General features: G+C 65.4%; 19 protein-coding genes. 2 read left to right on the top strand and 17 right to left on the bottom strand.

Annotated elements, in window-relative coordinates:
• The first annotated feature begins 3 nt into the window (after positions 1-3).
• Together E5843_RS03110 and E5843_RS03105 are read left to right on the top strand one after the other, a co-directional pair.
• A complete protein-coding gene (locus tag E5843_RS03110; RefSeq protein ID WP_136411798.1) occupies positions 4-1,026 on the top strand; it encodes a polysaccharide biosynthesis protein in 1,023 nt (340 codons plus the stop codon).
• A 52-nt stretch (positions 1,027-1,078) separates the two neighbouring features.
• Positions 1,079-2,155, top strand: a complete 1,077-nt coding sequence (locus E5843_RS03105; protein ID WP_244240823.1) for a UDP-N-acetyl glucosamine 2-epimerase — start codon at positions 1,079-1,081, stop codon at positions 2,153-2,155.
• A 7-nt stretch (positions 2,156-2,162) separates the two neighbouring features.
• Here the strand turns inward: E5843_RS03105 and E5843_RS03100 are convergent, their stop codons facing one another.
• The 17 genes from E5843_RS03100 to E5843_RS03020 all read right to left on the bottom strand — a co-directional run bounded on the left by E5843_RS03100 (position 2,163) and on the right by E5843_RS03020 (position 24,661).
• Positions 2,163-3,389 carry a glycosyltransferase gene (locus tag E5843_RS03100; protein WP_136411796.1) on the bottom strand — a complete coding sequence of 409 codons (1,227 nt, stop codon included), beginning with the start codon at positions 3,387-3,389 and terminating at the stop codon, positions 2,163-2,165.
• Positions 3,390-3,418: 29 nt separating this feature from the next.
• Positions 3,419-3,799, bottom strand: a complete 381-nt coding sequence (locus E5843_RS03095) for a hypothetical protein (protein ID WP_134674917.1) — start codon at positions 3,797-3,799, stop codon at positions 3,419-3,421.
• On the bottom strand, positions 3,796-6,465 hold the full coding sequence (locus E5843_RS03090; RefSeq protein WP_141065662.1) for a hypothetical protein: 2,670 nt from the start codon (positions 6,463-6,465) through the stop codon (positions 3,796-3,798). Before E5843_RS03090 ends, E5843_RS03095 begins: the two co-directional genes overlap by 4 nt.
• 80 nt (positions 6,466-6,545) lie before the next feature.
• Complete coding sequence (locus E5843_RS03085; protein WP_141065661.1) at positions 6,546-7,100, bottom strand: hypothetical protein; 555 nt, start codon at positions 7,098-7,100, stop codon at positions 6,546-6,548.
• Positions 7,097-11,434, bottom strand: coding sequence for a glycosyltransferase (locus E5843_RS14215; RefSeq protein WP_208542768.1), 4,338 nt, complete (start codon positions 11,432-11,434; stop codon positions 7,097-7,099). Before E5843_RS14215 ends, E5843_RS03085 begins: the two co-directional genes overlap by 4 nt.
• Positions 11,435-11,538: 104 nt before the next feature.
• Entirely contained in the window at positions 11,539-12,216 is a 678-nt protein-coding gene (locus E5843_RS03075) for a class I SAM-dependent methyltransferase (RefSeq protein ID WP_141065660.1), read from the bottom strand.
• A 17-nt stretch (positions 12,217-12,233) separates the two neighbouring features.
• Positions 12,234-13,556: an ABC transporter ATP-binding protein gene (locus tag E5843_RS03070; RefSeq protein ID WP_141065659.1), complete on the bottom strand. Its 1,323-nt coding sequence runs from the start codon at positions 13,554-13,556 to the stop codon at positions 12,234-12,236.
• The gene (locus tag E5843_RS03065) at positions 13,546-14,361 is read right to left on the bottom strand and encodes an ABC transporter permease (RefSeq protein WP_141065658.1); all 816 of its coding nucleotides are present in this window, start codon (positions 14,359-14,361) and stop codon (positions 13,546-13,548) included. Before E5843_RS03065 ends, E5843_RS03070 begins: the two co-directional genes overlap by 11 nt.
• Positions 14,362-14,384: 23 nt before the next feature.
• Positions 14,385-15,536: a cystathionine gamma-synthase gene (locus E5843_RS03060; protein WP_244240822.1), complete on the bottom strand. Its 1,152-nt coding sequence runs from the start codon at positions 15,534-15,536 to the stop codon at positions 14,385-14,387.
• A gap of 85 nt (positions 15,537-15,621) precedes the next feature.
• Positions 15,622-16,782 (bottom strand): acyltransferase family protein, encoded by a 1,161-nt coding sequence (locus E5843_RS03055; protein WP_136411791.1) that lies wholly within the window; start codon positions 16,780-16,782, stop codon positions 15,622-15,624.
• Positions 16,783-16,902: 120 nt separating this feature from the next.
• On the bottom strand, positions 16,903-18,324 hold the full coding sequence (locus E5843_RS03050) for a hypothetical protein (protein WP_136411790.1): 1,422 nt from the start codon (positions 18,322-18,324) through the stop codon (positions 16,903-16,905).
• Positions 18,325-18,609: 285 nt separating this feature from the next.
• Positions 18,610-20,772, bottom strand: coding sequence for a secretin N-terminal domain-containing protein (locus E5843_RS03045; protein ID WP_166815868.1), 2,163 nt, complete (start codon positions 20,770-20,772; stop codon positions 18,610-18,612).
• 61 nt (positions 20,773-20,833) lie between these two features.
• A complete protein-coding gene (locus tag E5843_RS03040; protein ID WP_136411788.1) occupies positions 20,834-21,346 on the bottom strand; it encodes a hypothetical protein in 513 nt (170 codons plus the stop codon).
• Positions 21,343-21,987, bottom strand: coding sequence for a hypothetical protein (locus tag E5843_RS03035; RefSeq protein ID WP_136411787.1), 645 nt, complete (start codon positions 21,985-21,987; stop codon positions 21,343-21,345). Before E5843_RS03035 ends, E5843_RS03040 begins: the two co-directional genes overlap by 4 nt.
• Positions 21,984-23,048, bottom strand: a complete 1,065-nt coding sequence (locus E5843_RS03030; RefSeq protein WP_136411786.1) for a hypothetical protein — start codon at positions 23,046-23,048, stop codon at positions 21,984-21,986. Before E5843_RS03030 ends, E5843_RS03035 begins: the two co-directional genes overlap by 4 nt.
• Positions 22,987-24,045 (bottom strand): type II secretion system minor pseudopilin, encoded by a 1,059-nt coding sequence (locus tag E5843_RS03025; RefSeq protein ID WP_166815866.1) that lies wholly within the window; start codon positions 24,043-24,045, stop codon positions 22,987-22,989. The genes E5843_RS03030 and E5843_RS03025 overlap by 62 nt, the downstream gene beginning before the upstream one ends.
• The gene (locus tag E5843_RS03020) at positions 24,035-24,661 is read right to left on the bottom strand and encodes a PulJ/GspJ family protein (RefSeq protein ID WP_136411783.1); all 627 of its coding nucleotides are present in this window, start codon (positions 24,659-24,661) and stop codon (positions 24,035-24,037) included. The genes E5843_RS03025 and E5843_RS03020 overlap by 11 nt, the downstream gene beginning before the upstream one ends.
• Positions 24,662-24,663: the final 2 nt, after the last annotated feature.

Raw genomic sequence — 24,663 nt, 5'->3', positions numbered from 1 at the left:
CCAATGACAAATCTCGACAGTTTTTCGGGCAAGAGCCTGCTGATCACGGGCGGCACCGGCTCTTTCGGCAACGCCGTACTGCGGCGCTTCCTGCAATCCGACATCGGTGAGATCCGCATCTTCAGTCGTGACGAGAAGAAGCAGGACGACATGCGGTCGTTGATCGCGAGTGACCGCGTGAAGTTCTATCTCGGCGATGTCAGGGATGCCCAGAGCGTCAAGGACGCACTCAAGGGCGTCGACTTCGTATTCCACGCTGCCGCACTCAAGCAAGTGCCGTCGTGTGAGTTTCATCCAATGCAGGCTGTGCAGACAAACATCCTGGGCACGGAAAACGTCCTGAATGCTGCGATCGAGAATGCAGTATCTCGAGTGGTTGTACTGAGTACCGACAAGGCCGTATACCCGATCAATGCGATGGGTATGTCCAAGGCGTTGTCCGAAAAGGTCATGGTGGCGAAGTCGCGGGCCTGCCAGGGGACTGGACCGATCCTGTGTGCCACCCGCTATGGCAATGTCATGGCATCCCGAGGTTCCGTTATCCCGCTCTTCGTGAATCAGCTGATGTCGGGGCAGCCCATCACGATCACCGACCCCGGAATGACCCGCTTCCTGATGTCGCTGGACGAGTCGGTTGAGCTGGTGCTGCATGCCTTCCATCACGCAAAGCCCGGCGACATCTTCGTGCAGAAGTCACCGGCCTCGACCATCCAGGTCCTGGCGCAGGCGCTCAAGGAGATGCTCGAAAGGGATGCGCCGATCCGGATCATCGGGACCAGGCATGGTGAGAAGCTGTTTGAAACGCTGGTCTCGCGGGAGGAGATGGCACGTGCGGTCGATCTGGGTCGCTACTACCGGATACCCGCGGACGCGCGCGACCTGAACTATGCGCAGTACACCGCGGAGGGCGAAACTGAGATTTCGGCTCTGGACGACTACACGTCCCACAACACCCACCGCCTGGATATCCAGGGCGTGAAAGATGTCGTGGGCAAGCTCGGCGCACTGGAGAACATGCGTGCTTAAGGTTGCAACCATCGTTGGCACGCGGCCTGAGATCATCCGCCTGTCGCGGGTGATGAGCGTGCTCGACGAACACTGCGCGCATTCGCTGATCCACACCGGACAGAATTACGATTACGAGCTCAACGGGATCTTTTTCGAGGAACTGGGCATCCGCAGCCCCGACGTCTTCCTGGAGGCCGCCGGCAGCACGGTGGCCGAAACCATTGGCCAGATCATCGCGAAAGCCGACGCTGCGCTCGCACAGATCGAACCGGATGCCGTGCTCGTGCTTGGCGATACCAACTCATGCCTCGCCGCGCTGGCCGCCAAGCGCAGGAAGATCCCCATCTTCCACATGGAGGCGGGCAACAGGTGCTTCGATTTCCGGGTCCCGGAGGAGATCAATCGCCGGATCGTCGACCACCTGGCCGACATCAACATGACCTACAGCCAGATCGCCAGGGAGTACTTGCTGCGGGAGGGCCTGCCTCCTGACCAGGTCATCTGCACTGGAAGCCCGATGCGCGAAGTCATCGAGCATTACCGACCCGGTATCGAACAGTCTACCGTCCTCGCACGGCTCGGCCTGGAGCGTGGCCGCTACTACGTCGTCAGTGCCCATCGCGAAGAGAACGTGGACTCCGATGACAAGCTGATGCAGCTGTTCGACGTCCTTGCGTACCTGGCCCAGGACCGCGACGCCGATGTGGTCGTCTCCACCCACCCCCGCACCCGCAAGCGCATCGAAAGCATGGGCCTGTCGGCACCTGCCCGGGTGCGCTTCCACAAGCCATTCGGCTTCCTCGACTACGTCCACCTGCAGATGCATGCGCGTGCCGTGCTTTCCGACAGTGGCACGATCACCGAAGAATCGTCGATTCTCGACTTCCCGGCGCTCAACATCCGCGACGCCCATGAACGTCCGGAAGGGTTCGAGGAAGGCGCGGTCATCATGACCGGCCTCGATCTGGCCACCGTCCGCAATGCATTGGACGTCGTCGAGAAAGCGGCGGCCGCACGCGATGCCGGCGGGCGGATGACCCGCATGGTTGGCGACTACAGCGCGACCAACGTCGCCGACAAGGTGCTGCGGATCCTGTTGAGCTATACCAGCTACATCAACCGCAAGGTGTGGCACAAGGCTGTTTGACCCGGCCTCAGCCGCGGCCTCGTGCCGCGGCGAGCTTGCCGAAGGTCTCTTCCAGGCGATCGATAGCGACTTCCACCGAGAATGTCGTTTCCATCAACGCACGGCCACGGCGGCCCTGCGCCGCAGTGGCCTCCGGATCCGCCAGCATCTGCAACAATCGCTGCACGAACACGTCCGGGGCATCGGACCTGCTGTAGCTCACACCGGACCGTTCGCCATGCTTGCGCAGGAGATCAGGCAACGGCGTCGACAGCACCGGCAAGCCGCAAGCCTGGTACTGGAGGATCTTGATCGGAATGATGTCGCGCGTGATGTCGTTGATCTCGAAAGGATTGATCGCAACGCGCCCCAGCGACAGATAACGCGGTACGTCCTGGTAGGAGACCATGCCGGTCAGCACGACCCGTTCCTCCAGCCCGAGCTCACGAACGGCCGCTGCGAGCGCGGCGTCCATCTCGCCCCCTCCCACGATCAACAACCGGGTACTGGGCCGCTCGCGCAGGATGGCCGGCATGCGCGTCACCAGTTCGAGCAGGCCGCTGAAGGCGTATGTGGTGCCGAGGAACACCACTACCTCGTCGCTATCCCTGATCGCGTGCTTCGCGACCAGCTCCGCATCCGGCGCTCGTGGCGAAAAGTGCGCGCAGTCCACCCCATGGTCCAGCACGCTTGTCGGGGCCGCGCGCTCTGCCCCGGCAAGCGTGTGCACGTAGTCCGCCATCTTCTCGTTGGTGACCAGGACATGGTCGGCGTTGCGGTAGATGTATCGCTCGCCGGCGCGCAGGATGCCACGCGCGACCATGCCGGGCCGCAGCTGGTGGTAGGCGTCGAGTACCCGGTAGACCACCGGGATGGCATGCCGCTTCGCAAGGCGCACGGCCTGGGTGCCATTGATGAAGACGGAATAGACGAACACTGCATCCACGTCACCTGCACGCAGGCGTTGAGACAGCATCCGGTGGAAGTTCCGGCGCCCTTCAATGAACTTGTAGCCGGGCACGTTCCCGTGGGGAATCGGCGTCAGCGTGACTTCGCCTTCGCCCGTCCTGCTGACCTGCGCACTTGTCGGGGCCGTCTCCTTCGCCTCCGTGAAATCGATGACCTCCACATCATGGCCGCGACCGGCTAGCCGCTCGGGAAAGTCCTGGTATTCGTAGACGGGCTTGTCCAGATAGCTGACTTCGTGGCACCAGAGGATCTTCATGTAGCGATAGGTCTCGTATTGGGGAGCCACGCCCGCTCGTCCGTCGGCGTGAGGGAAGATCAGGCAGGCTTGCCCGAGAGCGACATCAACAACACTCCGGACGAGACCAGCAGCAGTCCGAGCCACTGCAGGGGTCCGAGGCGTTCGTCGTAAAGCAGCCAACTCGAGAGCGCGATGAGGATGTAGAAGAAGGAGCCGGACACCGCGAAGGCCAAGCCGAGCTTTATCCGGCTCACGACCACGACCCAGACGATGAAGCCGACACCCTGGATGGCCACGGCGGCAATGACCTCCGGCGAGAAGCACGCGGCAAGCAACCACTGGATGCCCTGCGGCACCGGGTCCCGCTGGGCGATCAGGGTCACCGCGCGCTTCACCAGCAGCTGGCTGCCCAGTGTCGAGCAGGTGACAAACAGAATCATGAGGATTTCGCGGATCATTCCGTACTCCGGGTGATATCGATCACCTTGGCATTACCTGAGGACACCACGGTCTCCCACCGTGACGCGATCCCCTCATGGTCATGGATGCACCAGTCTCCGGGTGTTGCCGGAATCAACACATAGCGCACGTGCTGCTCACGCAGCCATGCAAGATCGAACCGTTCGCAGACATGGGCTACGTAGTTGCGCGTGGTGTAGTCGGGATCGCCCTGATAGTAGAAGAACGCGACGGGCCCCACGCCGGCGTAGGGCGCCAGACGTCCCGCCCCGGACGGAAACAACCATGTCTCCCCGCCAAGGCGGACGATCCTGTTGGCAATGAGCAGCCTGTCCTGCCGCTCTTGAGGGTCCGTTCCGCTGCCGTCGAGGTGTTCGCGAAGCATCTGCAGCACCGCGATATCATCCGCCGCGGGACACTCCACGCCACCGCAATAGTCCTTCTTCGGCGTCAGGAAGAAGTTCGCGCCCGATCCGACCACGGACGCCGACGCGAAAATCATGACCATTGCAAGTGCGATCGAAGCCGCGACCCGGCCGCTGCGCGCCACCCGCATGACCATCACCACCGATAGCGCGACGACGATGATGATTTTGAGCTGTGCCAGCGAAACCTGCAGATAAGGTGCAAGCAGGAAGAACCGCTGGTCGGCCGCGAATTGATGCGCAACCGCGAGCGCAGCGGCGGAGACGCCAACGAACGCAAAGCTGCAAGCGGCAAGGCGCCACAGATCGCGACGATCGAGGATGCACGCCCATGCCACGACGGGGACTCCGACGAGCAGCACCGATGCCGGCCGCGGCGCGCCCGGCATGATCTCCACGGCCGAGCCCAGGTGGAACAACGGGCGTGCGAGCAACTCATGCAGCCCCTGTCGCACGCCATCGCCTAGCTCTACCTGACTGAAGCCTTCCAGGGCGACCTTCTCCGACGCCGCTCCGCCAGTGAGCATGCCGAAGAAGTACGGATCCACGAAGACCAGCAAGATCGCGGACAACGAAGCACCCAGCGTCGCCGCCGCCTTCCATCGGCCTCCCGCCAGCAACCACACGACGCCGAGGCCGACCAGCAGGCCGGCCCCGGCGAAATTCACGGGGTTCAGGCAGACCAGTGCAAACACCAGCGCTGCGCATATTGCGCTCGCCGCAAGCGCTGCGTGCCCCCTTCGGCACACCCCGACGACCATCGCAGCGAGGGCCGCGAGGAATGCGAACCCCACGATGCGCCCGAGTCCTTCCATGTGCACATAGTTGCCGTACAGCGGAAGCATGTATGCAGAAAACAGAAGGGCAAGCGCGAGGAAGGCCGCTGCCATCCGCAACCCAATATGCTCGCGTTGGCTTGCGCAGGAGGCCAATGCCAACATGCCCAACGGGTAGGTGATGAACGATAGGGCGCTCACCGCGTTGCGTACATCGAGCTGTGATATCCAGGCCCACAGCGCGATCAGCACGCCCGTACCGGCGGGATAGTTGAAGCTCTCCTCGCCCCAGTTGCCCTGCTGCCATGGGACGCCGCCGAAGCGGACCACCTGGTTGCCGAGAAACGCGTGGACATCCGGATCGCTCGACAACATGACGAGCCTGGGGAGCTCGCGGTCGGCAACGACCACGCACAACAGATAGATGATCGCGAGGTGGAAGGTGCCGAGCTCCCGCTCCGCCGTGAGCGCCGGAGCCGACGACCTGTTGCGGAACAGAACGACGGCAGCGACGACGACGAGCGCGACGATTTCGTAACGCGTGACCGGCAGTGGCAGCCCGAAGGCGCCAGGCAGGGATCGCACGTACACATAGCAGAACAGCAGCGCCTGTCCGACAATGGCTTGGACGGGGAAGCCCGCCGCAGAACTCCAACCCGGCATCGCCCGCAGCGCGACCTGCCCGACGACCGAGAATGCCACTACCGCGAACATCAGCGCAGTGCCAGCGATCAGCGACTGCAGCGGACGATCTCCAACCATGCCGATCCCCGTCAGCCGCAGCAGCACCAGAGTGCCCGCCACCCCGACGAGCAAACCGACGAGCACACGATGGCGCGAATAAATCCATGTTGCCGCCACGCGCGCGACACCGCGGGACCACCACGCCAGGCCTAGCGCGGCCGCAAGCAGGAAGACCACGAGAGACTTGCTGCCACGGGCAGGATTCCGGAGGTCCTCCGGCACCTCCAACTCGAAGTGCGGATCGGCGTTCACTGCGACGACCGGGAGACCGTCGCCGGCAGTGCCGATCTGCATGCCGCCGATCGGCTTCACCGCCGAGGCGAGCTCGGCCGGTCCCAGGCGGACCTCCCGGCCTCCACGTTGGAACCGCACCTCATGCAGGACGATTCTTCCTGGCGCGCTACCCGGATCCAGCCGCAACGATGTCGGCCGCAGGTCGTCCAGCTCGATCCGGTAGACACGGCGTGCGTCCACATCGATCGCAAACCGCTGGGAGCGATCTTCGCTATAGCCACCTTCGCGTGAATGGAAGAGCTGGCCGTCGGCCGAAGTCGCAATCTCCGCGTCGAGTTCGAGCACAAGCGGGACCGGCCGCGCGATGAATGCCGCAAGCAGCAGGCACAGGCACGCTGCCAGCAGTGCAAGCGCCGCAGGCCATTGCGCGATCAGGTCGGCTTCGAACCGGGAACGCCATCCTGCCCGTGTGCTCTCAGGCACCATCACTGCCCGCCTGTTCTGTTGGCGTAGACCAGTCGTTCCTCAGCACGGGCAACGCGCTGCGGCTGCCCCGGCACCATGCATCAACGTGCCGCAACGACGAGATCAACATTGAAGAGGCATTTCGAACCGGCCGGCGAACCCATCAGCGCCGCCAGTGTGTAGGTACCGGGCTCGATCGCAAGCACCGTGGACAGACCGAACCCGGACCGCGCGAGGCCAGGCTGGCCCAGCGCCTGCGCCACGTCGAGGCGATCGACGCCGACGTCCAACATCGCGTCGTAGGACAGGCCCTGGCTGACCAGTACGAAATGGACCGAGTCGGGCACCTGCCCCTGCGCATCGCCGACCCAGCCGCTGAAGACCACTTCGTCTCCCACCGTCAACGCGGCCTCAGGCGCGGGATGGCCATTGATCGCATCCAGGCTGCAGTGGCCACCGACCGGAATATCGGCGAGATCACTGTCGAGCACAGCCAGCTGAGCCAGCTCACCGCTGGCCGGTGCATCTGCGGTAGCAGCGTCAGCTCTTGGGGGAGCAGGACGTGCTTCGTCTGCTCCCTGCTCCTGACCACAGCCGACCGAGGCCAACAGCACGATCACCGCGAGGGCGCGACAGGCAAACAGATTCGTTTTCATTGGTTCTCTCCCGGGTCATTGAGCAACAGGCGTTCGGCTGTCCGAGCTTCCTTCGTCGACCACTGCCCTGTCCTTCCCGGCACCATCCGTCCGGGAACAGGGTCGCGCGGCGGAAATGCGAGATCGAACGGTATCCCGGCGACGGTCAGGTTCGGGTTGTAACAGGGGTCGGCAAGTAGAGCATCGCCCCAGCGGTCGAGCATGCGGTCCACCTCGCCGTTGAATCGGGCGATCTTCTCAGGCGTGTCCTCGTATCCGCGCGACGCGGACTCGTGATGATAGAGCTCCGCATACGGCGTCCAGATGTTGCGGTAGCCCGCATCGAGTACACGGATGCAGAAGTCGACGTCGTTAAACGCCACGACGAGCTTCGGATCGAGCCCGCCCACCTCGTCGAACACTTCCTTGCGCACGAGCAGGCAGGCCGCCGTAACCGCCGACAGCTCCTGTGCCAGCAGCGCACGGCCGCACTGGCCTTCAGTTCCTGCCCGTCGGCCGGTGTAGACGTGGCCGGCGACGCCCCCGATCCCCAGCACCACACCCGCGTGCTGGATGGTGTCGTCGGGGTAGTAGAGCATCGCGCCCACCGCTCCGATCTCAGGCCGCAGCGCCTGCGCGGTCATGGTGGTCAACCAGGCCGGGGTGATGACCTCGATGTCGTTGTTGACCAGCCCGATGACCGTCCCGGTCGCCTGCGCAGCCGCGAAATTATTGATCAGCGAGTAATTGAACGGCGCGTCGTAGCGCAACACGCGCACGCGCGGCTCGGATTCCAGTTCACGGAAATAGTCGAACGTGGCCTGCTCGTCCGACTGGTTGTCGACGATGAGGATTTCGTAATCGGGATAGTCGGTCCGTTCCAGGATGCTCTGCACGCACATACGCAGCAGTTCGACCCTGTTGCGGGTTGGGATGATGAGGCTGACACGCGGAACCGAGGGGAGTTCGCGCAACACGCGCAGGTGACCGGCGGCCGTCGGTTCTACCGTCGCCTTCTGCCCCGTCCGCAGCAGATGTTCTTCCACTGCGCGCACGCCAGCGCTGCCGGCATAGTCCTTGTGCTGCACGCCGAGGGCGGTGGAGCCGCTGATCGCACGCCAGTGATAGAGCACCCGAGGCACATGGCCGATCTGGTCCGGTGCGAGCCGCTCAATGCAGCGCAGCGCGAGGTCCCAGTCCTGTGCACCTTCGAAGCCTTTCCGGAAACCGCCCACTTCGCGCACGAGCTCGGCGTGATACAGGCCGAAATGGCTGATGCAGTTCTGTCCGAGGAACAACTCGTAGTTCCAGTCGGGCTTGAAGTAGGGGTCGAAACGCCGCCCGCGCTCGTCGATCTTGTCCTCGTCGGAATACACCAGCCGCCAGCGGCGGTTGGCGTTCAACGCCGCCACCATTTCCAGCAACGAATGGGGACGCAGCTCATCGTCATGGTCGAGCAGCGCAACATATTCCCCACGCGCCGCCTCCAACGCCGTGTTGGTCGACTCGGAAATATGGCCGTTGACCGGCCGGTACTGGACGCGGATGCGGGAATCCCTGCGGGCGTAGTCCTGCAACACCTGCCTGACGTGCGCCGACGTCGACGCGTCGTCAGCGACGCACAGCTCCCAGTGCGGGTAGGTCTGCGCGAGCACGCTGTCCAGGCAATGTTCCAGCCAGACGCGCGGCGTGTTGTAGACCGGCAGCAGGATCGAGACCAGCGGCCGGTACTCCAACCATTCGGCACGTCGCCGCATGTCGGCAAGATCGGCCTCCGAAAGCAAGTCATAGCTTTTGACCCAGCCGGCGTACTCGTCCACCACCGGCCGTGTCTGCTGCCGGTAGGCCTCGAAGGCCGCGTCGCCGCCGGCACGTAACCGTCCGGTACTTGCCGGGCCCGCGAATGCGCGCATGACGCCAAGTCCGCTGCGCCAGCCCGCTCCAGCCCGGCTGGCGAGACGCGTCATGGCCGCCAATGCGCCGAGGCGCCCCAGCCGCCGCAGGGTCACGTGCGGCAGCCTGAACGACACCGCCGCGGTGCTCGGATCGAAACGCAGACCCCGTGTCGCGTGCGTCAGCAGCACTACGGCGGCTATGCAGCCCTGTGCGTCGGGCTCCGGGAGCACGATGCGGCCACTCTCCGTTACGCCTTCGCCGTAATCCGGGTACAGGCAAGGCGCCATCAGCGAGCCCTCCACGCCCAGGAATCGCGCTTCGAACAGGTACCAGCCTGCCGGCAGGGCCAGATTTTCGCCGCCGATCAGGAACTGCGGATCGTCGCTGGCCGAGAGCCACGTGGCCTCGTGTCCGTCGCGTGGTTGCTGTTGGACGTTCGCCAGCGGTACGAGCGGCCATTGCACCTGCGCCGGCATGTCCGGGCGGCGTGCACCGCCCACAAGTCGCTGCCACCAATAGCGTGGCGAGCGGCGCTGCGCCCATGCCAGCAGCAACGCCTGCTGCTGGCGGGTCACCGCGACCTCTGCTCCGATTGCCGCCAGTGCCCCATGGATCACGCCAACTCGCGCATGCACTTCATCGAAACCGCTCTTCGTGCGCTGACCCTGCTCACGCGTCCAAACCTCCAGCCGCTCCATGAGGGCACGCGACTGCACGTCACCCTGCAGGCGCAGTGCGTCGATAGCCTCGCCGAGCTGCTGCTGGTGCTCCGAAAGCCCTGGCAGCGCCTGCACATGGGCGTCGATCCCCGCCTGCACGTTCGCCAACGCCGCCACGGCCGCTTCGAGTTCCCGCTCCCGCTCCAGCAGATCCGGAAGCGCGCGCACGCCCTCCTCGATCCGCGCCTGCTGGTCACCGAGCGCGCGGACACCCGCAGCCACCCCCGCCTGCCACTGCGACAGGTCCCGGCCATGTGCCTGCAGCGCCTGCCGGTAATCCTCCAGATAGTCGCCCACTTCCGACAGCACGGTCTCGGAACGGAAGCGGACCTCCACCTTCAGCGATGTTCCCTTGCCGGCTGCACGCGGGAGTCCGCGCGTTTCGATGACGAAGTACGGGTCCTCCCGCAGCGCCGCGAAGCGCGCCACGTCGCCGGGCCGGGTCACTGGCAGCGCAAGTTCGTTGACACCACGCAACCGCTCCGCAAGGTCGGCCACCGGCGCACCACCGATCGACATGGATTCGACCGCATACACCCCGGACGCACTGTCCGGATCCACCCGCAAATAGTCGAACCGCACATCGGCCGGCAACGAGAACACCGCTCGACGGCGCGCGCCCGCAACCTCCGGCTCAGCGGACACCGCCTCGGTTTCGACGAAATCGCCATCGTCGTCGCGGTAATACAATCGCGCCGCGCCCGGCGCCCGGCCTGGTAGTGCAGGCCGCCACAGTTCACGCAGGGCGGCGAGATGCAAGGACGTGTCGATGCGCGCTTGGTCTTCGCGCTGGCGCTCGAGCTCCTGCTCCAACTGCAACGGCGCCTGCAGGTAACGTGCCGCCAGTGGCGTCAACCGTCGCGCGATGTCGTCGAAGGCAGCCGGCACATCCCGTACCTCATTGGCCGCGCAGCGCAGCGCGAGTCCAAACAACTCGACCGCCAGGGATTCGAACGGCGAAACGTCGCCCTCGACGACGGCTGCCTCCTGCCGACGCAGCGACGCATCCAGAAACACGTCGATCTCGCTGGCTGCCGACGACGTGGGTTCTGGCACCATGTCGCGCAGCCCGCTGTCGCGTGCACGTGCCAGCGTATCGCGCCAACCAGCGAGCAGCGCCCCGTAAGACACAAATGCGCGCGGCATGGCACGGCTGTCGCGCTCCGCATCGAGCAGGTACACCATCCACAGCAGGTGTGCACGGGCCCGCGATAGCCCATCGCGCTTGCGCAACGATCCAGCAACTTCATCAGGATGCCTGACCATCAACGCCGCGCCCACCTCGACACCCGACGCGCGCGCAACGTCCTTCCACAAGGGAAGCACCCGGCTGGTACGTGGATCTTTCACCACCACCAGCGTCGAATGCTTCAGCAGGTCCGCAAGCACGCCGACCAGCGCCTGATGCGCCTCATCGCCGAACGTGGTGCCGCGCCATTGCGCTGGCAATGGCCTTGGATCCTGCCACCCCCGTTGCAATGCGGTGAATAGCGTCTCATGCACCGCAACGACACGAGTGTTTTCGAAGTAGCCTTTCGGGTTGTCCCGCGTCGGCGGCAGTAGCTCTTCACCCAGTTCGGCGCCGAGCTTCTGCAATACGCCCGTCAATGCCGAAGTGCCGCTGCGGTGCATACCAAGCACCAACAACAGCCTGTCGTTGGCGGGACCATTCGACTTGACTGGGGTCTCCAAGCCTTCCGGCTGAAGGACAGAAGCGGTCTCGACTGAACTGGTATTCAAGGGATACGGCAACTCAATGGAGGGGCGAAGTATACGACCGAGCTAAAATATCGTGGTCTGACGCGGGGGTTGTGTCGCGCAGGATGCCTTTCCATCCTCGCCAGTCAGATCCGCTCGAATGCCATCATCGACTGAGCACGCGGGTGTCCCCACTGGCCGATATTGCGAACCCTCCAGGGCGCGCCGACGGCAGCCTGGGACAGGTCGCCAGGACGATAGTGGTAGGGGTCCATGTGGCCATGTGTCACTACGCCACCGGGATCGTGCAAGAGGTCGTCACTCGCCAACCGGTTCACGGGGAGCTCGAAGTAGGTCGCAAAGAGAATTGCGCCGACCCGGAACTTCGGAGCTACCTCTTCCAGACAGCGGCGGATCGAATTGAAGTTGAGATGCGAAAACACCGACTGTGCGATACCCACACTGAAAAAGCCGTCCTCCACTGGCAGCGAGAAATCCGCGTTACAGAAGAGATTTGCGCGCGGTAAGCGGTCCTGCAGTCCTGCTGCAGCCAACTCGGTGTCGTACCCCGCATCAAGCAGACTCTGGTTGTGATCCAACCCGTAGTAGTTGCCGGGGTCAAGGTAGCGCACGAAATGAACGCCGCCGCGCAATGAACCGCAGCCTAGATCAAGCAGGCAATCGCTGGGTTGCAGTCCACGAGCGCGCATGAAATCGAACTGCAAGTGACCCATCTCGTCCCATAGTCCGCCGATCACCGCACGATGCTGACCGGCCTCAACCTGCCCGGCCACGAAGTCCGGATCGTCGTAGCTGCTATCCATAGGTCGACCCACAGGAATCACTCCTCTGCCAGTGCCATCTCGAGCGAGACATCCGCCATACCGAAAAAGTCCGCTCCCATGACCTGGAAGTGGATGGAGTCGTAACGACGGTCGTGGGGCACGACCTCCGTTTCGTTGCGGCTGGCAACACCCACCGAGATGAAGTAGTCGCCGTCGGACAGCCGACACTCGAATGCGAGCGCAACGTCCACCAAGTCACCTGCCAAGCCGCGCCGGGTGAAATCCGGCATTGCTTTGTATTCGGTGTTGCTCGCATAGACCACCACGCCTTCCTTCGTCTTTATGAAGAATCCAAGGATGGGGCGGACGACATCACGTTCGAACACGATCCGCAGCATCAGTTGGAGCCTGGCGCCCGATTCAAGCACTGCCGGATAGAGCTTCGTATCCGACTGCAAACGAAAATCGACGATCCTCGCGGCACCATCGCCCCAGCGATATTCGTGCGGGTTGTAGCTTGGGCGTGTCTCGAAGTTGCCATCGGTCCCGGTGAACGACAAGACCGGTATCGGTTCGGGTTCATCCGCATCTGGTGCGCTCGACTGAGGATTATCCTTGCCGAACAGCAGATCAAGGTAGCGGTTGACCACATCGCGTGGCTTGCCTTTACAGACGGGCGTCCCGCCGTCGAGCAGCAGCGCATGATCACAGTGTTGGACGATCTGATCACTCGCATGGCTGACCAGCAGGATCGCGGCACCATCCTCTTTCAGTTGTTTGAGGCGCGCAAAGCATTTGGCCTGGAACTTCGCATCGCCCACTGCGAGCGCCTCATCGACGATCAGTATCTGGGGCTGGACCTGCGCCTGCACAGCGAACGCCAAGCGTAGGGCCATTCCGCTGGAATAGTTGCGGACAGGCTGGTCGATGAAGTCGCCAATGTCGGCGAAACCGAGGATGGCGTCGAGACGTTCCTCCACTTCCCCCCGGGAAAGACCCAGAATGGAGGCGTTCAGGTAAACGTTCTCCCGACCGGTGAAGTCAGGGTTGAAGCCACTGCCCAATTCCAGCAACGCCGCGACACGCCCTTGAACGCGCACGCTTCCCTCGGTGGGCGTCAAGGTGCCGGCGAGCATCTGCAGCAACGTTGATTTGCCGGAACCGTTCCGACCCACCACGCCTACCGTTTCTCCGGGTCGCACCTGCAGATCGACCCCACGCAGTGCCCAGAACTCGCGGTAATACCGCTTCCGGCCGCGCATCAGCCCCTGCATCAGGCGATGCGAAGGGCGCTCGTAGACGTGATAGCTCTTGCCAAGCCCGCGCACATCGATCGCTAAGCACGCGCCGGCTTCATGCGGCACCGGGTCAAAGGACATCGGCGAAGCCTCGACGCAGCTTCTGGAACACGGCATAGGACAGGTAGGCAAACACCAGCGCGCCCGCCGCGAACACGACCAGCCCGTTCCAATCGGGCATCCGGCCCCAGAACGCCACTTCGCGCGCCTGGTCGATGATGAATGTCAGCGGGTTGAGCCGGAACACCCATTGGTAGCTTTCGGGGAGGGTTTCGACGGGTACGATGGCCGACGACAGGAACAACATGGCCGTTGCCAGTACGCCAGTGACCTGCGCGATGTCACGCAGGAACACGCTCAGGGCCGCCAGCAGCCAACCTACGCCCAGTGCGGCGATAAGCAACGGCAACAGCACCAGTGGAAGTAGCGGCAGGGTCGGCACCATCTCGCCGCGCAGTGCCAGATTCAGCACGACGTACACAAGCGAGTTCGCCAAGGCATGGAACAGGGCGGACAGCACCATGGTCCACGGCAACACCTGCAGCGGGAATACGATGCGCTTGACCAGGTTGGCATTTGCCACGATAAGCATGGGCGCGCGCGTAAGGCACTCGGCAAAGAAGCCATGCACGATCAACCCAATCGACAGCAGCATGGCGAAATCGGCCATGTTGCCGCTGGTCCCTGGCCAACGCGCCTTGAGCAGGTAACCGAAGGCGAGCGTATAGATCAGCAGCATGAAGAACGGGCTGATCAGCGACCACAGCAGCCCGAAATTGGCTCCACGGTAGCGGCCCAGCACGTCGCGCTTGGTCATTTCCCATGTCAGGCTGCGGTGCCGCAGCCACGCGTCGAGCGGCCCGACCAGACTGAAGGCGGCCGGCATCGCGGCTGTCCTGGTCGATGGCATCACGCGTCGAGTGCCTGCTGCAGATCGTCACGCAGGTCGGCCACATCCTCGATGCCAACGCTCAACCGCACCAGGCCATCACCCATGCCAAGCTGCGCGCGGCGCTCGGACGGCACCGAGGCATGGGTCATCACCGCCGGGTGATTGATCAGGCTTTCCACCCCGCCGAGCGATTCGGCGAGCGTGAACAGCGTCGTCCGCTCGCAGAAACGCTTGGCCGCCTCGAACCCACCGTCGAGCACCACCGACACGATGCCGCCGAAGCCCTGCATCTGCTGCGTCGCCAATGCGTGCTGCGGATGCGACGCCAGACCCGGATAGATCACCTTTTCGACGCCCGGCCGGCCTTCCAGCCACTGCGCCAGCGCCAGCGCGTTGTCGCAGTGCGCCTTCATTCGCAGGGCCAGGGTCTTGACCCCACGCAGCGCCAGGAAGCTGTCGAACGGCCCCTGCACCGCGCCCACCGAGTTCTGCAGGAAGGCCATCTGCTCTGCCAGCTCCGCGTCTTCGCCGACCACGGTGATGCCACCGACCATGTCGGAATGGCCATTGAGGTACTTGGTGGCGGAATGCACCACCATGTGCGCGCCAAGGTCCAGCGGGCGCTGCACGATGGGCGAAGCGAACGTGTTGTCGACCACTACCCACAACCCGCGCTTCCGCGCAAGCTCGGCGACCGCTGCGATGTCCACGATCTTGAGCATCGGGTTGGTCGGGGTCTCGATCCAGACCATCCGCGTCTTCGGGGTGATGGCAGCGTCGAACGCCGCACGGTCCGCAAGGTCGACGAAGCTGAAGTCCAGTCCCGCGCTGCGCCGGCGCACGCGCTCGAACAGCCGATAGCTGCCGCCGTACAGGTCGTCCATCGCGATGACGTGGTCGCCGCTATCGAGCAGTTCGAGCATCGTCGAGGTCGCTGCCATGCCGGAGGCGAAGGCAAAGCCGCGCGTGCCGCCTTCAAGCCCCGCCACGCTGCGCTCCCAGGCGAAGCGGGTCGGGTTGTGTGTGCGCGAGTACTCGAAACCCTGATGCACGCCAGGGCTGGACTGGGCGTAGGTGGAGGTGGCATAGATCGGCGTCATCACCGCCCCGGTGGACGGATCGTGCGCCTGCCCGGCGTGGATGGCGAGGGTTCCCGGACGATGCTTCATGGCGTACCGACGGATGCGAGGGGCCGCCATGATAGCGGAAGCACCCGGGCGTCCTTCTGCCCGGCGGGGAAGCACCAGTCCGGATTCAGCGCGTCGCGGGGGCCGACCGTACCGGCGCCAGCCGGAGTTCCCGCCAGGGGCGCTCCAGGAGCAGGAAGGACAGCATCGAGAGAATCAGCGTCAGCACCAGGACCAGCGCCGGGGCTAGCCCGGGCAAGCGCCCGACGCCCGACGCCGCCACCAGGTCGAGCACCGGCATGTGCCAGAGGTAGGCACTGAAGCTGACCACGCCGACCAGACGCAGCGGCGCCCAGGCGAAGGGCCGCCTCAGCCAGGACGGACCGTGCAACAGGGCCAGCAGCAGGCCGGACCAGGCCAGCCCGTGGGCCAGGAACCAGCCGTGGTTGAGGGCCGGATTGAAACCGGTGCCCGTCACCCGTGCCCAGACCGATGGCACCATCAGCACGCAACCTGTCGCCATGACCAGCGCCAGCATCGCCCATGGCCAGGACCCGGGACGGCCCGCAAATCTGGAATCCAGCACGAGGTCGATCCGCGCTGCAAACGCTCCGCACAGGAACACCGGCAGATAGGGCCCGAGGCGGACGTCGTTGACCGCCATTTCCGAGGCCGGCCAGTGCCATAGCACCGCCGCCATCAGCGCTCCGGCCGCCAGAGCCTCCAGCCACGCCGGGCAGTGCCCACGCAGCCAGAGCATGGCCAGCACCAGCGGCGGCAGCCAGAGATAGAAGGTGAACTCCACCGGGATGCTCCACAGCACGCTCTGGCCCTCGGCCAGGGTGAGATGGCGCAGCAGGGATGCATCGTCCAGCCGGAAGTGCCAGGGCAGGCCCGATCGGGTCAGCATCCAGGACAGCAGCAGGACGAAAAGGTAGAGCGGCCAGATCCGCAGCACCCGGCGCAACGCGTAATCGGCCCAGAGCCGCACGCTCCCCAGGGCCGACAATGGCCGCGACATCAGGATGCGCGCCAGCAGGAAGGCGCTGAGCACGAAGAACAGGTAGACCCCTTGCTTGCCGGTACCGGACAGGCCCGGCTGTGGCAGCAGGCCCACGTTGGAGAGGTGCGACGCGATCACCATCAGCACCGCCACACCACGAAGGCCATCGAGGGCGTCGAGGTGGTTCAGGCGCGCGCGGGGGCGACCCAGGAACAACTCGCGGAAGCGGGTTCTGTCCGCATGCGCTGTTGCGCCCCTTTGCATATCCACGCTTTCCCCGTTCATTGCGGAAGGATAACCCGCACCCGGCGCAAGCCAGCCGGCTGCGACGGCCGCACAAAGAGAAGGGCCCGCTTGCGCGGGCCCTTCGGGTACTACAGGTGTTTCAGGTCAACCGATCAGGGATCAGTTGGTGCCCGGACGCACCATCACGTGGTTGCTGATCGAACCCTGCGACGGGTTGACGATCTGGTACAGGCCCTGGATGGACTTGTCGGGGCCCGCAACGTTGACGACGAGCGTCGCGCGGTTCGCGCCGGTGAAGATCTCACGCACGTTCTCGATCACCTTGGTGCCGTTGGCCGGCACCATGCCGGTCAGGGTGCCCGTGGTGACGGTAACGCCTTCCTCGGTCAGCACGTTGATCGAATACGATCGTGCAGTGCCGCTGGTATTGGTCAGCACAACGCGGCTGAACCAGTCGTTCGGGATCTGCGCCAGCGGAGCCTGCAGTTCGGTGCCGTTACGCTCGATACTACCGAGGTCCTTGGCGGCGATGTCCGTGGCGACGAACGCGGTACCCGTGGCGACGGCGTCCAGCGCGACCGTGTAATCGGACGCCGGGATCGCATACCCACCGCCACGCGACACGAGGCAAAGAACGCCGCTGCGGGAATTATTGTTCACCGTGAAACGCGCAGTGGTGGCGCTGAGCGAATTCGCAGCAAAATCAGTGCCCGCGGTGAAGCTATCGCAACCTGCAGCGGTCGGCGCAATGAATACGCGGTTCAGCGCTTCGCCAGTCCACGCATTACCGGTGGCGTTCGCTGCGGCCGAGAAATCACCCGTGAACACGAGTGCAGTGCCCGTACCCATCATATCGGTCAGCGTCACAGCCACACCGTCGGCCGGATCGATCGGCGTGGTCCGGGCCGGGGTGGTACCCAGGTTACCGACCAGACCATAGCGGAACGCGCCGATGGAGGTGTACAGCTCATCGGTATCGAAAAGGCTGAACGACGGGTTTGCTTCCACGTCGGCAATGCTCGTGCCCGGGGTGGTCACGATGTCATAGCTCTGGGCAAAGGTCAGGTAGTTACCGGTGAAGGTGGCAATGCGACCGTTGGTACCGCCAGCCTGCGCCTGCGACGGCTCGTCGTAGAGGCCATAGGTGCACGACACATTGTCCTTCGAGTCGACCGTGCGCGCGCCGTTGATCGTAAGCGTGCTGTCAGCAGTCAGCGTGGCGCCGGTTGCAGTGATCGAGAAATAGATGGCGTTCGTGTTAAGGCCGTTGATGGCACCTGGGGTGCCCGCGCCCGAGAGGGCAACCGCACCCGACGTGAACTCCATATTGTCGGAGCACTCGACACGTGCATAACGAACCTCGCCGTTCGAGAAGGAATAACCCAGACGGCTGACGAGATCCAGCGCATTGCCGGTGTTAGCGACGACCAGACCGTTTGCAGGGACCACCGACTCAGCGGCGATTCGAACCGCAGGGCTCGGGGCACTGGCAGGTGCACTGATGTCGACAGCAGCGTGCGCCGAGCCGGCGAACAGACCACCGACGATGGCGGCGGCAAGAACCTTCTTGTTCAAAGACATGTTGTTGGAACTCCTAAGCTTAGGTTTTATTCGGGACAACTTACGCATCGGGACACCGCCCACCGCCTGCACGCATATGCCGGCGCCGGCATCCGGGCGAGCCGCCGAGGTGTTGTCCTGACACGGACCCATGCCTCCATTCGTCTCCCCCTTCCCTGCGCATGCATCAGCACCGCGCAGCATCCAGATACGGCATGGATGGTAGAGCCGGCGTTTGGGTAGGTCAATGGGGACTGAACAACATATTTCTAACCCGACGGATGGCTCGACCGATGTCGCAGCCGCTTATGGCTCCACGTCACGAAAACGCGCCTGAACGGCTTCAGTAATCTCCCTTGCCTGAATGGAATCCTCAATGACGTACGGGGTGATCAGCATCAGCAGTTCGGTGCGAACACCTTCGCGCTGCCGGTTCTGGAACAGCCGGCCCAGGCCCGGAATGTCACCGAGCAGCGGGACCTTGGTCTTGCCGTCGGACGCGGTGGAGGAGATCAGCCCGCCCAGGAGCATGCTCTCGCCATCGGAGAGCGTCAGCGCGGTCTGCAGGCGGCGGCTGAAGATGCTCGGCGACGAGATGTCGCTCGTATCCGTCTGCGCGGCCTCGCTGACTTCCTGGGTGATGTTGAGGTCCACGCGCTGTCCGGAATGCACCAGAGCCTCCAGCTCGAGCAGTACGCCGGTCTTGCGGTACTGGATCGACTGCAGGACGGAAGGCGTGTTGCCCACCGGGAGATCCGGCGCAGTGGCCTGGCTGGTGATGATCGGCACTTCGGTGCCCACATCGATGCTGGCGCTTTCGCCGCTCTTCACCAGAAGGCGCGGTGTGGAGAGGATCCGGACCCGACTGTCGCGGGCAAACAGGTTGAGCACCGCGCGCGTCTGGCCGGAGGAAGACAGGCCCCGCCAGATCAGCCCCCCCGCATTTGGCGTGCTGCCACCCAAGGCGGTCAGGGGGCCACTCATGTGCTGCACGCTGACCCGTTGCAGCGCCCATTCCACGCCATGGCTGAACTCGTCGGTCAGCGTGACCTCGGCCACCGTGACCTCGATCAGCACCTGGCGCGCGGGCTGGTCGAGGCGTGCCAGCACGCCCTGGATCGCCTGCCAACGCTGCGCATCGCCCTGGAACACGATGACGTTGCGCACCGGGTCCACCGCGATCTGGCCATCGGCGCCGGCGATGGCACCGGCAGCGCCCGTAGTTGTGCCTCCGGCAGCATTCCGGGAGCCTTCGCGCATGCCATCCGGCGATGCAGCGGCCGGCGCGGGCGCGGCTGCGACCGCCGCGCTTGGCGCTGCACCTACCATCGCTTCAAGGACGGGGCGAAGGCTCTCCACCGTGGTGTGGCGCGCGGCATACAGGTACACGCCGCCGCCTGCGCCGGCCTCGCCCGGCAGATCGAGTTGCCGCGCCCATTCCACCGCTGCGGCCAGCGCTGCCTCCGATTCACTGAAGATCATGACCGCGTTGGCGCTGCTGACAGGGACCAGCGCAATCACGCCGCCCTGCCCCGCACCTACCGCGACGGAATAGCCCTGGGCCGACAACAGACGGCCGATTTCAGTGGCCAGCACTTCGGCGGCCTGGTACATGGGATTGATCCGCACCGATCGCTTGTCGCGAAGGGACGTGCGATCAAGCGCCTGCACTGCCTCGGCAGCGGCGCGGACGCTGTCTCCAGGACCGCTGATCAGGATGGCGTTGCTTTCGACCATCTCCGACAGCGTGACGGTGTTGTTGGGGAACATGCTGCGCACCTGTGCGGCCACGCGCCCCGGTGTGCTGGCATTGAGGGGCATCGCGGCGAACACCGTGCGCTGGCCGGCGGGGATATCCGGCAGGCTGCGGGCGGTGACCAGCAATGGAGGCTGTGCGGCGTCGCCCCCGGGGGAAAAACGCAGCAGTCCGTTGTGCTCGCTCACCGACACGCCGTAGTTGCGTAGCACTTCCACCGCGGTGAGATACAGCGCACGGGGACGCTGGGCCGCAGCCACGCGCAGCGTCACCAGCTCCTGGCGCTCCCGGACCGACTGTTCGATCTCGATTGCGAAGCCGAGCTCGCTGCCGAACACCACGTTGATGAACGTGGCGAGGGGCACGCCGTCGAGCACCAGTGAGACCGGCTCGGTATTGGGAATGGCCGGAACAGCGGGGCCAGCCTGGCCCGCGGCAACGACCGCCGGCACGTCGGTCGCGGGCCCCGCCTCCACCAGCGGACGAGACGGCGCCGCAGTGCCACCTGTTTCCTCGAGCACCTCAGCCGAAGAGGCCGGCACCGGCTTGGGCGCACGCAACGGCTCGGGGATGCGCAACGGCTCGGTGGCGCAACCGGCAGCCAGAAGGGCCAGCAGCATTCCCGCCCACAGGCCGCGCCAATGCAGCCGCGGAACCGGCATGCGGCTCGCAGTCTTGCTGGCCGAATCGAAACGCTGGGAGCTCTGAATCATCGGGTCTGCACTCGAAAAATATGGCACGGCAAAGGCTCGGGTCTGGGAAGTGCCCTGGCACTCACGGGATGGGCTGGAGCTGCCTGGGCGGGTCGGCGAGCATCTGCTGCTCCTGCCGTTGGCCCTGGCCATCAATCCAGGCCACAGACAGCGCGTCGACCTGTTCCACGCGGCCGCCGTCGGGCAGGGTGTCGCCGGCGCGGGTGCGCACTTCGCCCGCACCAGGAATCACGAATACGGCCTCGTGGCCCGATGCGGTGGACACGATCGCGACCGGCACAGGCGCGGCAGCCGCCGCCGCGGCTGCCGGATCCTCGGCGGGCGGCGCCCCACCCCACGGGTGACGCTGGACCCAGACGGCTGCAGCTTCGGCCGCGGTTGCCGCCCGGTCCGGGAGATCTGGCAGGACCCACTCGGAGCCGCCGGTGCCAGTGCGATCGAGGCGCGAGGGCACGGTGCCAAACACCGCAAACAGCAGCGCGCCCGCCACGGCCGGCAGCAGCCACGGCGCGATGCGGCGAAGTGTCGGGTAAAGCGTAGAGCCGACCGCGGCCCAGCGGGGCAGCGGCCTCATGCATCGTCCTCCAGCTGCACACCCGCATCGACAGCGCCATCGGCATCGGTATCGCCTGCAGCCTCCGCGTCGCCGGCAGGTTTGCGGTAATAGCCGCGCGCGGTCAGCACCAGGCGCTGGCCTTCCGCGGTGGTGGAGATGTCCAGGCGCTCGACCTGGATCCACGGCAGGCCACCGGCCACCGCCTGCAGAAAGGACCCGAGGCCACCCGGGGAGACGGTGGCATCCAGGCGCGCGAGCACCTGCCAGAGTTCCGGGTGGTCAGGAACATCGAGCGTGGTTTCCACTCGCACTCTCGGCTCGCCGAGGCCGGCGGCCTGGGCCTGCTGCGCCAGCCAGGCCTGGATCTCGGCCTGGGCCAGGCCAGTACTGGCGACCTGGGGCAGGCCCTCGTGTACTTCGGCCAAACGCTGCGCCGCCTCTTCAGCGCGTGCGGGCCACGCGGACTCGGCGCTGGCCTCGCGCAGGCGCTCCACGAGCTCGGCATCGCGACGGTATTCCTCGATCTTCGGCGCGCGCCGCTCGGAAGCAGACAGCGCCAGATGCACGCCAGCCACCAGCACGATCACCAGCACGGCCAGGCGCAGGCGCCGGTTGGCCCGCCACTCGCTGAGCACGCGGTCCCGCTGCGTTGCGATCAAGGCAGGTCACCGGCGCCGGGACCGCTCGTGGTGGTCAGGACGAAGTCGATCTGCATGGCGCCGTCGCGCCCGGGGGTGGCACTGGTTTCGCCGAGGGTGTCGCTGCTCTGATAGGCGGAGACGAAGCGTCGCGGGTCGGCCTCGGCGGAAGCCACCTGGACCTGCAGCCGTTCGCGGTCGCGCTGCCATGCCCTGAGTTGCCCGTCCTCAGGCAGGCCCGTGGCGACGTCGGCCATCAAGGCGTAGTCGCTGAGGCCGTCCTCGGCCAGGCGACGGTAGCCTTCCAGCGTGCCGCGCGCAGTCTCGGCGCGTTCGCGCGCTTCCAGCAGGGGCGTGGCCTGCGCGCGCAGGCTGGCGAGCGAGCTGTCGAGGCGTTCGCGTGCCACCGCCCAGGTCAGGGCAGCGGCCAACTGCCAGCCAGCCAGAAGCACCAGCAGCCCGAATACGCCCTGCCAGGCGATGCGTTCCAGGCGCGCCGGCGAGGCTGGCAGCCTCCAGCCGCGGCTTGCCCAGGGCTGTCGTGCCCAGCCCGGATCCTCAGGCACTGCCACATCGGTTCCAGCGGGAAGCCCGCACCCACGCAGGAACCGGCCCCAGGCGTCCGCCCGTGGCGGCTCGCCCCACCAGCGGCTCGCACGCAGGACACCGTCCCGCCAGTACTGGCCCTCGAAGCCGTCGACCAGCCGCAGAAGGCGTACACCGTCGAGCGCAGGTGCCGGACGCAGCAGGCTTTCGGGAGTCCAGGCGAACTCCGCCCCGGGCGGCGCGGCTTCGTCCGCGTTTTCGCTCCAGACCCAGATATGCGCGACAGCGCCGCTCCAGGCCACCTGCGAGCGAGCGGCAGGACCGGTTTCGTGCTGCCGCGCTGCAAGCGCGGCAGCCGCCTGTCGCCGCCGCGGTGTAAGACCGGAGAACTCGGCCCGGTGATATTGGCAACGTGCCCTGGGAACCACCCATTCCACCCCACCCAACGCGCCGCCGGCCAACACCTGGGTGGCGTCAGCGGTCAGCAGTCTGCGGGTCGGAAAAAAGAGCGCCCTCAGGCGTTCGCGCAGGGTCATCGGAGGCAGGTCTGGGCACCGGGTAGGCCGCGAGGACCGCCCAGGGCGCACGTTGATCGGCAAGGGGCGACAATCGTACATGCATGCGCAAAGCGGCGCCCGTTCCGCCCCACACCGTCAGACGCAGCTCCTGGGCAGGCATGTAGCGATAGTCGACGGCGGGGTCGCCCTCCAGCCGCGCGCCCACCGCGGACAGCACTTCCACGCTGTTGGCGAAAGGCCGGCGGGTACGCTGCTCGGCCAGCAGCTGGCAGGTCTCGGGGCAGCCGCCCAGATGGATCGGCAGCAGCTCTGGCGGCGAAGTATTGAGGTTGACGGCACCGCCGTAATAAGTGGTCACCAGGTCCGGCAGGCGGCGACGCACTGCTTCGGGCAGTTCGTCCCAACCCAGCACGCGGTCAAGCTCCACCGGGAGCAGCAGTCGGCGGTTGAGCGGCTCCGGCTGGCGCGCTTGGCGGTACTCCCGCGACTCGGCGCCGTTGAGTCGCCGCAGGTCGTCGGCATCGATGTAGTCAAGCAGCGTGTCGCGCAGCCGCGGGATCAGCTCGCGCTGAACGCCCTGGCTGACGAGGAAGGCGTCCAGGCGCTGGTCGCTTGGAAACACCAGCGGGAACAGGCCGGACTCGTCCTGGATCGTGAAACGGGTGTCGCCCAGACCGAGGTACACCGAACCGTCTACCGAGAGTTCGCCGCCGATGGGGTCGCGCATCAGCCCACCCATTTCGTCAAGCAGGCGCATGGAGCGCTCGTCATCGGCGAGTGCCGTGGTGGGAATGCCGGCGCGAGTCATATCGCGGGTGACCGCGAGGTAGATCACGGTCTGGGCGGTTGACAGCATGGCGGCCTCGGCCTCGATCCGGTCGCGCTCGACGGTAGCGCCACGCACCTGCTCCTGCGCCCACCAGGTCATCAACCCCACGACCACCGCGATGCCGGCCAGCAGCCAGAGAGTGATGGCCAGGATGAAACCCTGCTGGCGGCGCGGTTCAGATGCCATCGCTGCCCACGCGCATTCGCTGCGGCACATAGGGCTCGCTTCGTACCGGCACCAGCCAGGTCATTTCGCCGCGCGTGGTCTCGGCCTGGAAGCGCACCATGCGAGGCAGCATTGGCACGGTTCCGGGAGCTGCGTCGGCCGGAACCTCGGGCGCCCAGTCACTGTGCCATCCGCCTTCGCGATCCATGTAGCTGAAGCGTGCCTCGCGCAAGGGCGACGGCACGACCACACCGGCCCAACCCGGGCCATCGTAAGCAAGGGCCAGACCTTCGCTGGCCTCGACCACCTCCCAGCGCACCCGTGATAAACCTTGGCCCACAAGCGGCGCAGAGGTGAGGACGTTGAGCACACCGGCCTCGCCTTCCAGGTGACCGAGCGCGTCCGGAAGGTCGGACAGCGCGCTGGACACGCTGTCCCGGAACCACTGCTCCTGCAGCGCCGCGGTGCGCGACTGACGCTGGTGGCGCAGCAGCCGCTCACGCATGTCCAACGCCTGTGCGAGTGCCTGCATCAGCACGGTCACGATCAGCGACACCACCACCAGGGTGACGATGGCCTCGAGCAGGGAGAAACCGCGCATGTTCCGGCGCAGCAGCGGTGGTGATCTCGACGGCATGG

It is taken from the genome of Luteimonas yindakuii (assembly GCF_004803715.2).
Taxonomy (GTDB): domain Bacteria; phylum Pseudomonadota; class Gammaproteobacteria; order Xanthomonadales; family Xanthomonadaceae; genus Luteimonas; species Luteimonas yindakuii.
Note: the sequence above shows the minus strand (reverse complement) of the source record. Positions and strands in the feature narration are given on the sequence as shown.

Coding starts and splice junctions, on each gene's coding strand:
- E5843_RS03110 (WP_136411798.1), top strand. CDS start 4: ATGACAAATCTCGACAGTTTTTCGGGCAAGAGCCTGCTGATCACGGGC.
- E5843_RS03105 (WP_244240823.1), top strand. CDS start 1,079: ATGAGCGTGCTCGACGAACACTGCGCGCATTCGCTGATCCACACCGGA.
- E5843_RS03095 (WP_134674917.1), bottom strand. CDS start 3,799: ATGATCCGCGAAATCCTCATGATTCTGTTTGTCACCTGCTCGACACTG.
- E5843_RS03090 (WP_141065662.1), bottom strand. CDS start 6,465: ATGGTGCCTGAGAGCACACGGGCAGGATGGCGTTCCCGGTTCGAAGCC.
- E5843_RS03085 (WP_141065661.1), bottom strand. CDS start 7,100: ATGAAAACGAATCTGTTTGCCTGTCGCGCCCTCGCGGTGATCGTGCTG.
- E5843_RS03075 (WP_141065660.1), bottom strand. CDS start 12,216: ATGGATAGCAGCTACGACGATCCGGACTTCGTGGCCGGGCAGGTTGAG.
- E5843_RS03070 (WP_141065659.1), bottom strand. CDS start 13,556: ATGTCCTTTGACCCGGTGCCGCATGAAGCCGGCGCGTGCTTAGCGATC.
- E5843_RS03065 (WP_141065658.1), bottom strand. CDS start 14,361: ATGCCGGCCGCCTTCAGTCTGGTCGGGCCGCTCGACGCGTGGCTGCGG.
- E5843_RS03060 (WP_244240822.1), bottom strand. CDS start 15,536: ATGAAGCATCGTCCGGGAACCCTCGCCATCCACGCCGGGCAGGCGCAC.
- E5843_RS03055 (WP_136411791.1), bottom strand. CDS start 16,782: ATGAACGGGGAAAGCGTGGATATGCAAAGGGGCGCAACAGCGCATGCG.
- E5843_RS03050 (WP_136411790.1), bottom strand. CDS start 18,324: ATGTCTTTGAACAAGAAGGTTCTTGCCGCCGCCATCGTCGGTGGTCTG.
- E5843_RS03045 (WP_166815868.1), bottom strand. CDS start 20,772: ATGATTCAGAGCTCCCAGCGTTTCGATTCGGCCAGCAAGACTGCGAGC.
- E5843_RS03040 (WP_136411788.1), bottom strand. CDS start 21,346: ATGAGGCCGCTGCCCCGCTGGGCCGCGGTCGGCTCTACGCTTTACCCG.
- E5843_RS03030 (WP_136411786.1), bottom strand. CDS start 23,048: ATGACCCTGCGCGAACGCCTGAGGGCGCTCTTTTTTCCGACCCGCAGA.
- E5843_RS03025 (WP_166815866.1), bottom strand. CDS start 24,045: ATGGCATCTGAACCGCGCCGCCAGCAGGGTTTCATCCTGGCCATCACT.
- E5843_RS03020 (WP_136411783.1), bottom strand. CDS start 24,661: ATGCCGTCGAGATCACCACCGCTGCTGCGCCGGAACATGCGCGGTTTC.